Annotated in this window: 13 protein-coding genes, 12 tRNA genes and 1 pseudogene; 2 read left to right on the top strand and 24 right to left on the bottom strand. The window is 66.8% G+C overall.

The features are described from left to right. From RN743_RS03795 to RN743_RS03780, 4 genes and pseudogenes are all read right to left on the bottom strand, one after another. A pseudogene (locus tag RN743_RS03795) lies at nucleotides 1-341 on the bottom strand (hypothetical protein); the annotation flags it as partial. A gap of 10 nt (nucleotides 342-351) precedes the next feature. Further along, entirely contained in the window at nucleotides 352-1,116 is a 765-nt protein-coding gene (locus tag RN743_RS03790) for a 3-oxoacyl-ACP reductase family protein (RefSeq protein ID WP_310776409.1), read from the bottom strand. A gap of 35 nt (nucleotides 1,117-1,151) precedes the next feature. After that, nucleotides 1,152-1,520, bottom strand: coding sequence for a hypothetical protein (locus RN743_RS03785; protein WP_310776407.1), 369 nt, complete (start codon nucleotides 1,518-1,520; stop codon nucleotides 1,152-1,154). 12 nt (nucleotides 1,521-1,532) lie between these two features. Next, a complete protein-coding gene (locus RN743_RS03780; RefSeq protein ID WP_310776404.1) occupies nucleotides 1,533-1,826 on the bottom strand; it encodes a type II toxin-antitoxin system HigB family toxin in 294 nt (97 codons plus the stop codon). Between the two features lie 463 nt (nucleotides 1,827-2,289). Between RN743_RS03780 and RN743_RS03775 the strand changes: the two genes are divergently transcribed. After that, complete coding sequence (locus tag RN743_RS03775) at nucleotides 2,290-3,900, top strand: M28 family peptidase (protein WP_310776402.1); 1,611 nt, start codon at nucleotides 2,290-2,292, stop codon at nucleotides 3,898-3,900. Between the two features lie 79 nt (nucleotides 3,901-3,979). Here RN743_RS03775 and RN743_RS03770 read toward each other — a convergent pair whose 3' ends face one another. From RN743_RS03770 to RN743_RS03715, 12 genes are all read right to left on the bottom strand, one after another. Then, nucleotides 3,980-4,450 carry a GNAT family N-acetyltransferase gene (locus RN743_RS03770; protein WP_310776400.1) on the bottom strand — a complete coding sequence of 157 codons (471 nt, stop codon included), beginning with the start codon at nucleotides 4,448-4,450 and terminating at the stop codon, nucleotides 3,980-3,982. Between the two features lie 321 nt (nucleotides 4,451-4,771). Beyond that, nucleotides 4,772-4,845, bottom strand: a tRNA-Arg gene (locus tag RN743_RS03765). A gap of 64 nt (nucleotides 4,846-4,909) precedes the next feature. Next, nucleotides 4,910-4,995, bottom strand: a tRNA-Leu gene (locus RN743_RS03760). 6 nt (nucleotides 4,996-5,001) lie between these two features. Continuing rightward, nucleotides 5,002-5,087 (bottom strand) — tRNA-Leu (locus RN743_RS03755). A gap of 72 nt (nucleotides 5,088-5,159) precedes the next feature. Next, nucleotides 5,160-5,234, bottom strand: a tRNA-Arg gene (locus RN743_RS03750). Nucleotides 5,235-5,324: 90 nt separating this feature from the next. Then, entirely contained in the window at nucleotides 5,325-5,597 is a 273-nt protein-coding gene (locus tag RN743_RS03745) for a type II toxin-antitoxin system YafQ family toxin (RefSeq protein WP_310776398.1), read from the bottom strand. Nucleotide 5,598: 1 nt separating this feature from the next. Then, nucleotides 5,599-5,856, bottom strand: coding sequence for a type II toxin-antitoxin system RelB/DinJ family antitoxin (locus RN743_RS03740; protein ID WP_310776396.1), 258 nt, complete (start codon nucleotides 5,854-5,856; stop codon nucleotides 5,599-5,601). Between the two features lie 81 nt (nucleotides 5,857-5,937). Next, on the bottom strand, nucleotides 5,938-7,215 hold the full coding sequence (locus tag RN743_RS03735; protein WP_310776394.1) for a serine hydrolase: 1,278 nt from the start codon (nucleotides 7,213-7,215) through the stop codon (nucleotides 5,938-5,940). Nucleotides 7,216-7,333: 118 nt separating this feature from the next. Next, complete coding sequence (locus RN743_RS03730) at nucleotides 7,334-7,795, bottom strand: VOC family protein (protein ID WP_310776393.1); 462 nt, start codon at nucleotides 7,793-7,795, stop codon at nucleotides 7,334-7,336. A gap of 71 nt (nucleotides 7,796-7,866) precedes the next feature. Then, nucleotides 7,867-8,469 (bottom strand): VanZ family protein, encoded by a 603-nt coding sequence (locus RN743_RS03725; protein ID WP_310776391.1) that lies wholly within the window; start codon nucleotides 8,467-8,469, stop codon nucleotides 7,867-7,869. A 17-nt stretch (nucleotides 8,470-8,486) separates the two neighbouring features. Next, nucleotides 8,487-8,780 carry a HigA family addiction module antitoxin gene (locus RN743_RS03720; RefSeq protein ID WP_310776389.1) on the bottom strand — a complete coding sequence of 98 codons (294 nt, stop codon included), beginning with the start codon at nucleotides 8,778-8,780 and terminating at the stop codon, nucleotides 8,487-8,489. A 13-nt stretch (nucleotides 8,781-8,793) separates the two neighbouring features. Continuing rightward, nucleotides 8,794-9,075: a type II toxin-antitoxin system RelE/ParE family toxin gene (locus RN743_RS03715; protein WP_310776387.1), complete on the bottom strand. Its 282-nt coding sequence runs from the start codon at nucleotides 9,073-9,075 to the stop codon at nucleotides 8,794-8,796. A 241-nt stretch (nucleotides 9,076-9,316) separates the two neighbouring features. On the opposite strand from RN743_RS03715, the gene RN743_RS03710 reads away from it, so the two are divergent. Further along, the gene (locus RN743_RS03710; RefSeq protein ID WP_310776385.1) at nucleotides 9,317-10,447 is read left to right on the top strand and encodes a hypothetical protein; all 1,131 of its coding nucleotides are present in this window, start codon (nucleotides 9,317-9,319) and stop codon (nucleotides 10,445-10,447) included. 63 nt (nucleotides 10,448-10,510) lie between these two features. Here RN743_RS03710 and RN743_RS03705 read toward each other — a convergent pair. The 8 genes from RN743_RS03705 to RN743_RS03670 form a co-directional block, all read right to left on the bottom strand. Further along, nucleotides 10,511-10,583, bottom strand: a tRNA-Lys gene (locus RN743_RS03705). A gap of 6 nt (nucleotides 10,584-10,589) precedes the next feature. Beyond that, nucleotides 10,590-10,662: transfer RNA gene (locus RN743_RS03700), tRNA-Ala, on the bottom strand. Nucleotides 10,663-10,717: 55 nt separating this feature from the next. After that, nucleotides 10,718-10,789 (bottom strand) — tRNA-Glu (locus RN743_RS03695). A 28-nt stretch (nucleotides 10,790-10,817) separates the two neighbouring features. Beyond that, nucleotides 10,818-10,892: transfer RNA gene (locus RN743_RS03690), tRNA-Arg, on the bottom strand. Nucleotides 10,893-10,918: 26 nt separating this feature from the next. After that, nucleotides 10,919-10,990: transfer RNA gene (locus RN743_RS03685), tRNA-Thr, on the bottom strand. A 3-nt stretch (nucleotides 10,991-10,993) separates the two neighbouring features. Beyond that, nucleotides 10,994-11,066: transfer RNA gene (locus RN743_RS03680), tRNA-Trp, on the bottom strand. 42 nt (nucleotides 11,067-11,108) lie between these two features. Beyond that, nucleotides 11,109-11,181 (bottom strand) — tRNA-Phe (locus RN743_RS03675). 34 nt (nucleotides 11,182-11,215) lie between these two features. Further along, a tRNA-Asn gene (locus tag RN743_RS03670) sits at nucleotides 11,216-11,288 on the bottom strand. Between the last annotated feature and the right edge of the window lie 131 nt (nucleotides 11,289-11,419).

Genomic DNA, 11,419 nt, shown 5'->3' with positions numbered 1-11,419 from the left:
GTGCCCGTGATGGCCATGTGCACCGCGCCGACCTGGATCTGCTCGAAGGCCACGCGCTCGCCGCCGAGCTGCCCGGACGGATAGATGACGACCCGGAACCGTCCGTCCGTGCGCTCGAGCATGAGATCCCGGAAGCGCTCCGCCATGAGGTGGAACTCCGAGCCGGTCGAGAGCACGTGGGAGAAGCGAACGTCCCAGTCGGCCGCGTCCGCATCGGCCGGTGGGTCGGAATCCCCGCGGCCGGGGCCGCCGCACGCCACCAGTATCAGCGTCGCCACCAACGGGAGCGTGGCCGCCGCGCCCCGGGGGAAGCTGGACCGGATCTGCGCAGAAGGCGCCATCACGAACCGGTCAGGCGCCCCAGATCGTCTGGCCGCCGTCGATGAACAGGCTGGCGCCCGTCACCAGTCGCGCTTCGTCGTTCGAGGCGAGGTACACGACTGCCCCCACAACATCGTCGGGTAGCCCGATCTTCCCGAGCGGGATGCGGGCGAGGCGCCGCTCGCGGAAGTCGTCCCGCGCGATGTCGGCGCGGTTCAGGTCGGTCTCGATCAGCCCCGGCGCGACGGCGTTCACCCGGATCCCGTGCGGCGCGAGTTCGAGCGCCATCTGCTTCGTGAGCATCTCGACGCCCGCCTTCGAGACGCAGTAGTGGGTGAGGTCAGGGGCGGCCACCGCCTGCCCGGCGGAAGACACGTTGACGATCGCCCCCGCCGTCCCGCCCTCGACCATGCAGCGTCCGACGGCCTGACCGACCAGGAAGTATCCCTTCAGGTTGACCCCCTGGATGGCGTCCCACTCCTCCTCGCCGATCTCGAGGAACGGGGGGCGCCTCAGGATCCCCGCGTTGTTCACAAGGATCTCGAGACCACCCAGGAAGTCGTGGGCCTCCGTGACGAAACGCTCGACGTCGGAACGGGAATCGGTCGATCCCTCTACCGCGACCGCGCGACGCCCCATCGCCTCGATCTCACGGATCGCGTTCTCGGCCTCCTCACGACTCCGACGGAAGTTGACCGCCACGTCCGCCCCCTCGCGCGCCAGTCCGAGCGCGATCGCCCGACCGATGCTCCGCGAGCCGCCGGTAACCAGAGCACGCTTGCCGTCAAGGCGCATGGGCGACCTGACCGGCGGAGGTCACGGAGCGAAGCTCAGCTCGTTGCAAGTTCGTACTCGCGCACGAGCACATCGGCAGGCAGGCTCCATTCCGCAGCCAGCACGCGAATCATGGCCAGGGAGAGGGGGCGGCGACGGCGAAGGACCTCCGATGCGTGAGACTGTGAGCCGATCAGCGCCGCCAAGTCCTTCTGCCGCAGTCCTCGGGCCTCCATGACGTGGCGGATCGCCGAAATCGGGTCCGGAGCCTCGATGCTCCAGTTCTCCGCCTCATATCTCTCGACCAGGGTCACCAGAACCTCCAAGCGGTCGGATTCGGGAGTCCCCGGGGTTACACCCATTAGGCTGTCGATCTCGGCAAGCGCCGCGTCGTAATCGGTCTCGTCCCTGATGGGCCGGATCATCTCGCGTTCCTCCTACACGTGGGAAGCATCGAGGCGATCATACTCGGCGTGGGTGCCGACGAACCTCACGAAGCCGATTCGACGCCGGTAGTCGAACCGAATGATCAGCCGATACCTGTTCCCGCCAACGTTGAACACCACCCGGTCGTCGCCGACGATGCTGGCGTTTCCGTACACGGCCTTGGCGTCCGCGGGCGACGACCAGTCGGCCTTCCGGGCAACCGCGTACCATGCTTTGAGTGGCTGTTCTGCTCTGGGCTCTCCCTCCCAATAGGCCCGCAGCGTCCTCTTGGCGATGATCCGCATGGTGCGCAAGATAGCTATCCCGATTCGGGATGGATAGCTCCTGTGCGCCACTTCCCGCCTGCGCGGTTCTCCCGGACGGCAAGAGTCTGTGTATCCGGCTTGGCCGAAGGTGCTGGCCGGTTGTCGGCATCAACGGGGATTCGCATCTTTCCAGGACGCGAGAAAAAGGAGCCCCCAATGCCCCGCGGACCGGCAGAGACCGTGATCAAGATCGTCGTCGGTTTCTTTCTCGGCATCGCGTGTTACTACGCGTTCGAGAACATCACGGCCCCCGAATGGACCGACTCCGTGGAAGCCGCGATGGAAGGCTGCAGAAACCAGGGAATGGGTACGCGATTCCGGGTCAAGGAGCATGAGCTCATAGAGTTGGAATGTGTGCCCCTTGAAGGGCGAAGAGAGTCGCAGCAAGACGGAGCTGAGGGCTCTCTCCAGTAGTAAGTCAAACCCTCCCCCGGAGCGATCCATGAGGCCCACGGCTCGTCTCGGACTCGCCTGTTCGCTGGCATGCCTCTCCACACTGACGGCTGCGCTGATTCCGGGCGTGACCCGGGGCGCGGCGGGGCAGTCGTTTCCCTCTGACGATCCGGTCATCCGGGCGATCTGGGCCGAGGGGGTCGAGCGCTCGCAGGTCTACGAACTCGGCCAGGTGATGATGGACTCCATCGGGCCGCGGCTCACCGGGTCGCCCGCGATGGCCGGCGCCAACGACTGGGCGCTGGCGAAGTACGCGGAGTGGGGCATCGAGGCGTACAAGGAGCAGTACGGCACCTGGCGCGGGTGGGATCGCGGGATCACCCACATCGATCTCATCGCGCCGCGCGTGCGCACGCTCGAGGGCATGGCGGCCGCGTGGAGTCCGGCCACGGACGGCCCCGTCGAGGGGGAGGTGGTGATCCTGCCGGACGCGGACAGCCCCGGAGCCTTCGAGGCAGCGCTGTCGGAGATGCGCGGCAAGTTCGTGCTGGTCTCGCGCCCGGAGCCGAGTTGCCGCGCGCCCGAAAACATGGAGTGGTTCGCGCGGCCCGAGACGACGGACCGCATGGCGGCCGAGCGGGAGCGCACCATCGCCGACTGGGCCGAGCGCGTCGGGAACACGGGGTTCGCTGCGCGCTCGCTGCCGGAAGCGCTGAGCGCGGCCGAGCCCGCCGGGATCATCCGCTCGCAGTGGTCCGAGGGCTGGGGCGTCACCAAGATCTTCGGCACCCGCGCGGAGCGGGCGCCGGTCCTTGACCTGAGCTGCGAGGCGTACGGGCTCCTGTACCGGCTGGCCGAGAACGGTCAGGGGCCGGTGCTGCGCGTCGACGCGCAGGCCCGCTTCCTGGGAGAGGTACCGGTCTCCAACGCCTTCGCCGTGATCCCCGGTAGCGCCGAACCCGAGGAGTACGTGATCCTCGGAGGCCACTTCGATTCATGGGACGGCTCCGACGGCGCGCTCGACAACGGCACCGGCGCCGTCGCGATCATGGAAGCGATGCGCATCCTGAAACACGCCGTCCCGAACCCCCGCCGCACGATCATCGGCGCCCTCTGGAACGGCGAGGAGCAAGGCCTGAACGGCTCACGCGCCTTCGTCGAGGACCATCCCGAGATCCTCGAGCGCACCCACACCGTGTTCAACGTCGATCACGGGAACGGCCCGGTCACCTTCATCCCCATGCAGGGCTTCTCCGGCGCCGCGGGGCGCTTCGGCGAGTGGCTCGCGCGGATCCCGAGCGAGCTGTCCGACCTCGTCACCCTCCAGGTCCCGGGGATGCCCGAGTCCGGCGGGACGGACCACGCCTCCTTCCTGTGCGCGGGGGTGCCCGCCTTCAGCTTCCACGTCGGCGCCGGCCGCAGCGAGATGAACATCGCCGACAACCGCTGGGACACGAGCACCTACACCTGGCACACCAACCGCGACACCTTCGACAAGATCGTCTTCGAGGACCTGCGCGACGACGCCGTGATGACCGCGATGTTCGCCTACCTCGCCTCCGAGGACCCGGACCCGATGCCCCGCGACCGCCGCACGATGCCGCCCGGCTCCCAGTGGCCCGACTGCCGCCCCCCGGCCCGCAGTTTCGGGCCATCCTGAAGCCTCCCGGAGGGGCGACACGAGATGGCCAAGTACTAATTTGACACGAATTAGTACATCATTAGTACTTGGCGCATGGTCAGCGGGCGCGGGGTGCCTTCGCGTCGAGGTTCAGGGACCAGTTGTGCCACTTGAGATCCGGCGAAGCGCCCAGGGATCGGTAGAAGCCCTCGGCCGCGCGGTTCCCATCCATGACCGTCCAGATCAGTTCGGTCGCGCCGATGGACTCGGCGTGCGATCTCACCGCCGCCATCAGAGCCTTCCCCGCCCCGCTGTTCCGTGCCGCCTCTTCAACGAACAGCTCCTTGAGCACGACCTTCGGCCGCAGCGTGTAGGTCCACGGAATCGTGTAGACCACGGCCATCCCGACGAGATCACCGTCCTCTTCGGCCACGAGCGCCGTGAACAGACGGTCGTCTCCGAACCCATGCTCGAGCACGCTCTCCCGCGTCACCGCGAAGTCGTCGATGTACTCCTCAAACCGCGCCAGCCCCCGCATAAGTTCAAGCAACCGATCCACATCCCGCTTCTCAGCCAGTCTGACGCGCATATGATGGCACCTCTGTCCTCGAGGAAATGTGTTGAACAACCGACCGCCCGCTGCACGATCGCCCGGACAACGCGGATTCGGCGAGAGGGGCGAAGCCCGTCGCGAGCCCACCGACAACGCCGCCCGGCAGCATCTGCCCAGTGAGCGGGCGAAGCCCCCCGCGAGCAACCCACAATCCCACCCGGCACCTCTGCCCAAAGAGGAAGTGCCCGGGAGGCCATTCGGTTGACCCGGGAGAATTTGGCCAGCGAAGGGGAGCGAAGCTCCACGAGCGCCCGAATTCTCGCGGGAGCAGGCTCGACGCCCGAAGGAAGGAGAGCATGCGCCCGGGAGAATTCGAATCCCCAACCTCCTGATCCGTAGTCAGGTGCTCTATCCAGTTGAGCTACGGGCGCTCGGAGCCGATCAAGCCGCAACCAGCGATGTCGTGCCGCGGGGCGCTGGCCCCGCGTTGCTGCATGCCCAGGAGAGGATTCGAACCTCCACGTCCGTAATAGGACACTAGCCCCTCAAGCTAGCGCGTCTGCCAGTTCCGCCACCTGGGCCTGAAATGCTCGGGGGGGGAGTCGAACCCCCACGGGAGTTTAATCCCACAGGATCCTGAATCCTGCGCGTCTGCCATTTCCGCCACCCGAGCCTGCGCCCCTGAACCATCCGGTCCCTGGGAGCCGTCCCCAAGAACCGGTGCCGCTGGCTCAGCCGGGCCGAGTGCGCCCGACAGGATTCGAACCTGTGACCTCTTGCTCCGGAGGCAAGCGCTCTATCCAGGCTGAGCTACGGGCGCAGACACGAAACGCGCCGCCGAAAGAGGCGACGCGCCGTGCGGGAGAAACTAACGAGCCCGGAGCGTAACGTCTACCTTGAACCCTCGACCCTACTCCTTGAAGAGATCGGAGTGGCTGCCGGTGCGGACCAAGTGCAGTTCGTCACCCCTGATACGGTAGATGACGAGCCAGTCCGGTTCGACGTGCGCCTCCCGGTAGCCCTTCCAAGTGCCCCGCAGCGGATGGTCGCGATGGCGCGCGGTCAACGGCTCCTGCTTGATCAGCAACGCCAACAGCATCCGCAGCTTGCCAAGATCCTTGCCACGCTTCCGGGCTCTTTTGACGTCGCGTTTGAACCGCGCCGACCGAACCGGGGTCAGCAAATCAGATGTCGAGGTCCCGGAACAACTCCTCAGCGCTACCGAAGCGCCGGCCTTTGCCCTCGTCCAGCTCCTTCATGGCCGCAAGTGTAGACGAATTCGGCACCTGAACGGCGAAGGGCAGTCGCTGCTCGTCAGCTACGCGGAGCAGCAACAACCTGATCGCGTCGGACATGGTCAGGCCCATGGCCGTGAGCGCCTCGGTAGCGCGGGCTTTGGTGTCGCTGTCGATCCGGGCGCGCACAACGGTGTCGGTACTCATGTGGACCTCCCTTATGTAGCTGCATTGTAGCTACAACTGACGGCCGGAACAAGATTCGATGCGGGCGTCGGAGCCGGTCCGTTACGGCGATCCGGATGAGGTTGCGGCCGTGTCGTCGATCGCGTCGATGACGAGGTTGAGCAGGCCGTCGATCGCGCCTCCCGGGATCCAGCGCGCGACGACGACGAGATCGTTCACCGGGTCGCAGTAGATCATGTTCGTGCCGTTTCCGAGATGGGCCCACGCTTCCGCGGGCGCGCTCGGATAGCGCTTGTTCCCCTCCTCGTCTGCGACGTTGAGCATGAAGTTCATGAAGCCGTAGGAGCCGTTCGCCGGGCCCGGCGTCGTCGCGAGGTCGAACCATTCCTCGGACAGGAGCTGCCGGTCTCCCCAGGTCCCGCGCCGCAGCGTGAACAGGCCGAAGCGCGCCTGGTCGCGGGCGCTGATGAACATGCCGCCGCCCCAGTGGCCGCCGCCGCTCACCGACTGCACGCGACGCCCGTCGACCGTGACCCAGGAGTTCTCGTAGCCGTGCCAGCGCCAGGTCGGGGAGGCGCCGATCGGTCCCATCACGCGCTCGTGCAGGACCTCGGGCAGCGGGCGTCGCAGGACGCTCATCGCGGCGAGCGCAAGGAGATTCACGCGGGTGTCGTTGTACTCGTACACCGTGCCGGACGGGTGGCGCGCCCGCGTCATCCACGTGTCGGGGTCGCCGCTCGGACGGTCGGCCCAGTCGGGCTTGCCCCACAGCGTGCCCTCCCAGTCGGACGTCTGCCGCAGGAGGTCGTCCCACGTGATCGTGCGGTTGTGCTCGGACTCGAACATCGTCGTCGGGTCGGGCCTCCCGAACCCGACGCGGTCCACGCCGGGTTCGCCGTCGCCCGGCGGCACGTCGATCGGGGCCATGTACTCGCGCACGGTGTCGTCGAGCGAGCCGATGAGCCCCTCATCCCACGCGAGTCCCACGGACGTCGAGAGGAAGGACTTGGTCACGCTGTAGGTCATGTCGACGCGCTTCGTGTCCCCCCACTCCGCGACGATGTAGCCGTGCCGCACGATCATCCCCGCCGGCCCGCCCCGCACGTTGAAGGGTCCGATCCCCTCGCCGAGCGGTTCGCGCCCGAAGCTCCGGCTGTGCTGGAACTCCCGGTCGCGCGCCTGGCTCGTCTCGTGGTCGAGCGCGTATTCGACCGCCGCCTGGACGCCCGCCGCGTTCATCCCCACCTGCTCCGGAGTGCGCGTCTCCCACGCGTCCCCGCGCGCCGGCACGTACTGCGCGGCCCCAACGTCCGGAAACGCGACCGTCGCTGAAACGGCAAGAAGACCAGCCCAAAGCACGCCACGGCGCGTGCGAATCATGCTCCGCATGAGAACCTCCTGATTCAGACCGAGTACGGGTGGCATCGTAACGACTGGCACCGCGCGGGTACACGTGCGGGCCGTGGACGCGCAGGACCAGCAGCGGGGATTCCGGCCATCAGCCCCCCGCGCCCGCCTTCCGCAGCCCCTCGATGTCGATCTTCCCCATCTTGAGCAGCGCGTCCATGACCCGCGTCGGGTCGGCGCTCATGAGCTCGCCCATGTTCGCCGGCACCACCTGCCAGGACACCCCGAAGCGGTCGTCGAGCCAGCCGCAGTAGCCCTCGCGGCCGCCTTCCGCCAGCGTGCTCCAGTAATGGTCGATCTCGTCCTGGGACTCGCAGTTCACGACGAAGGAGATCGCAGGGGTGAACTTGAACATCGGGCCGCCGTCGATCCCCTGGAACGTGCGTCCGGCCAGCTCGAACACCACGAACGAGTTGCCCTTGGCCGGGCCGCCGCTCACCGTCGAGACCTCCACGATCCGGGAGTCCGGGAAGAGGGAGACGTAGAACTCGGCCGCTTCGACCGCGCGGTCTTCGAACCAGAGGCAGGTGCCGATACGGTCAGCTTTGGGCATCGTTGTCTCCTTCGTCGGTGGGCGATTCTCGAGAGCGGCGAGGTCGCCCAGTTCCGGCGGGATGGGGCCCGTCAGCGTCGCCACCGGAACCGCCCGAGCCAGCGGCGGACCCAGCGGATGGAGACGCTCGAGCCGACCGCGAGCACGCTCGCCAGCAGGTCGAACCCGATGTCGAACCAGTCGAACGTGCGGCTCGGCACGAAGAACTGGATGCACTCGTCCAGTACGCCCACCGCCGTCGTCATGGCGATGGCCAGTACGGCCGGCACCGGAACGCGCTTGCCGTGGGTCATCCGTTCCACCAGGGCCTCGTGGATGATGAGCGCCAGCACCGCGTACTCGATGAGATGGGAACGCTCCGCGGCATCGATCCCGCGGGCAAAACCGATGATGGCGATGGCCGCGACGCCCAGCGCGAAGCCGACCTCCACGCCGCGCGACCCCTCCCTCAGCCCCTGCACCAGGATCGCGATCCCGATCAGGAGCATGCCGGCGCTGAACATGGTCGGCGTGAGTTCGAGCAGCCCGCTCTCCCGCAGCGCGTCTGCCAGCGTACGCGCGAGATCGGCCGTCGCGTAGATCGCCACGACCACGGCCAGCGCCCAGATCCACAGGCGCCTCTCCCGGTTGGACGAGAAGAGACCGGGCTCGCCGCCGGTCATGATGTGGGGCAACGTTTCACGAAGCGTTGCTACGCAACTTCGCGTGGACGGATGGTTTCGAGTGCGTCACCGACAACTCGCTCGGCCAGCACAAGTTCGTAGCGATCCTGAAGGTTCATCCAGCTCTGGGCGTCGGTACCGAAGTACCTTGCGAGCCTCAGCGCCGTCTCCGCCGTGATACCGCGCCGACCGCGCACGATCTCGTTGACTCGTGCGGGGGTCACTCCGATAGCCTTCGCCAGAGCGTTGGAAGACAGCGCAAACGGCTCCATGAAGTCGTGTTTCAGGATTTCGCCGGGGTGTACAGGATCCAGCTCAATCATTGGCTTATCTCCGCTAGCGATGGTAGTCAACGATCTCCACGTCGTACGCGTTTCCGCGCTCGAAGCGGAAGCACAACCGCCACTGATCGTTGATGCGGATGCTGTAGGTGCCCTCTCGCCGACCCTTCAGGGCCTTGAGACGATTCCCGGACGGAACCCGGAGGAACTCCAGCGTCGCCGCCGCGTCCAATTGCGCCAGCTTCCTTTGCGCGACTCGCTCGAAGGCCGCGAACCGGGGCACCCGATAGCCGGCCGCAAGCTGCTCGGTGTCCCGGCAACGAAAGCTCCGAATCATCCGCCATGCTATATCGCATATCGATATACGGCAAGCCCTATGCTGGGGAACGTCATCGGCACCCCGTGAATCATCGACCAACTGGCCGTATCATGAGTTCCTGCGTCGGCTGGAGGTTCACGCATGAAAAACAAGAAACAATCTGCACGGATCATCGGTAGCCTACGCGGCTCGGTGAGGATCATCGGGGACATCATGAGCACAGGCGTCCGCTGGGACGCGGAGCGGGAAGGACCGTACGATGAGGACAATCAGGATTCGCGCGCGCGACCGGAAGACAAGCCCCGCGAGTAGCGTCGCCGGCATGCTCGTCGCGGTGGCGGTGGTCGCCGCGGTGTCGATCCCCGTCGCGCTCGCCCAGGATGGCGGCGCGGTGCCGCGCACGCCGGACGGGCGGCCGGACCTGCAGGGGAACTGGACGAACGGGACGATCACGCCCATCGAGCGGCCTCAGGGGTTCGAGGCCGTGCTCACGCCCGAGCAGGTCGCCCAGATCGAGGGCGGCAGGCAGGAGTGCATCGAGGCCCACTCGGGATCCAGCGATCCGGACCGTGACGCGCCGGCGGAGGGCGGCATCGCCATCGGGTGCGACTTCATCCTTGAGGCGGCGGCCGGCGGCACCGGCGGCTACAACCTCTTCTACCTGGACCGGGGGGATCAGGTCGCCGTCGTGAACGGAGAACCGCGCAGTTCCCTCCTCATGGTGCCGGAGGACGGCCGCATCCCCGCGCGCACCGCCGAGGCCCAGCAGCGTCTCGGCCAGCTCATGGCCGCCCGCGGCCGGCACGGGGAGTACGACAACCCCGAGAACCGACCCCTCTCCGAGCGCTGCGTCGTCTCGTTCGGGTCCAACGCCGGCCCTCCGATGCTCCCCAACTACTTCTACAACAACAACTACACGATCGTGCAGACCCCCGACCACGTCGCGATCATGACCGAGATGGTGCACGACACCCGAATCATCCCGATCGGCGCCGCGCCCGAAGCCGGGGACGTGGCCGCGGACGGCGGGCCAAAGCCGTTCCCCGATGCGATCCGGCCCTGGTTCGGGGATTCCCGCGGCTGGTGGGAGGACGACACCCTCGTCATCGAGACGACGAAGCTCAACCCGCAGCAACTCACCGCCTACCGCGAGTTCTTCGGCGCGAGTCCGAACATGAAGATCACCGAGCGGCTCACGCGCGTGGACGCGAACACGGTCAACTACGAGTTCCTCATCGACGACCCGGACACGTGGGAGACCCCGTGGGGCGGCGAGGTGCCGTTCGTGAAGATGGACGACCTCCTCTACGAATACGCCTGCCACGAGGCGAACTACGCGCTGGAAAACGTGTTGCGCGGCGCGCGCGCGCAGGAGCGCGAGAACCCGTAAGGCGCGAGCCTACCCCTGAGAAGCGAGGCGAGGCGGCCGGCGGAACCAGGAGCGGGGGGAGAATGCGCCGTCAGGGAGTCGAACCCCGAACCTACTGATTAAGAGTCAGTTGCTCTGCCAATTGAGCTAACGGCGCGTACCATGGAGCCGAGGGGATTCGAACCCCTGACCTCTGCAATGCCATTGCAGCGCTCTCCCAGCTGAGCTACGGCCCCGCGATTGAACGTCTCTTGCCGGCGGATGGGCTGTATCCGCTCCCGTCCGCTCCAGTACCCCCAAGGGGAATCGAACCCCTATCTCCACCTTGAAAGAGTGGTGTCCTAGCCGTTGGACGATGGGGGCTCGTTGCCGCTGTCGTCCCCTTCTGCCACGCGCCCGCCAGGACTCGAACCTGGGACCCCCGGCTTAGAAGGCCGGTGCTCTGATCCAACTGAGCTACGGGCGCCCGTCATCCCGTTCCAAGCTGCTCCAAGCTCGCGGCGGGATTTGAACCCGCGACCTCATCCTTACCAAGGATGCGCTCTACCCCTGAGCTACGCGAGCCGACAGGGGCGGAGGGACTCGAACCCCCAACCGCCGGTTTTGGAGACCGGTGCTCTACCAATTGAGCTACGCCCCTCTGCCGCTTCCCGCGAACCGGCCGTCGGCGGCCCGTGGCAAATGGCTGGGGGCGGAGTCGAACCGCCGACACCGGCGTTTTCAGCGCCGTGCTCTACCGCCTGAGCTACCCAGCCCTGTGGCAGCCTGTGGCAAGAGCCCCGCTGCCTACTCCGGGGGTGGGATTCGAACCCACGACCTAGTGGTTAACAGCCACCCGCTCTGGCCACTGAGCTACCCCGGATCGTACCCCGATCCCGCAAAAGGGATCGGAGAGCAAAACGCCTCGCCCCGCAGCTTTGCGAGGCGAGGCGAGAGATAGCGGGGGCAGGATTCGAACCTGCGACCTTCGGGTTATGAGCCCGACGAGCTACC

Source organism: Candidatus Palauibacter scopulicola (genome assembly GCF_947581915.1).
Lineage (GTDB): Bacteria > Gemmatimonadota > Gemmatimonadetes > Palauibacterales > Palauibacteraceae > Palauibacter > Palauibacter scopulicola.
The sequence above is the reverse complement of the archived record's forward strand: the minus strand, read 5'-3'. Positions and strand labels throughout refer to the sequence as shown.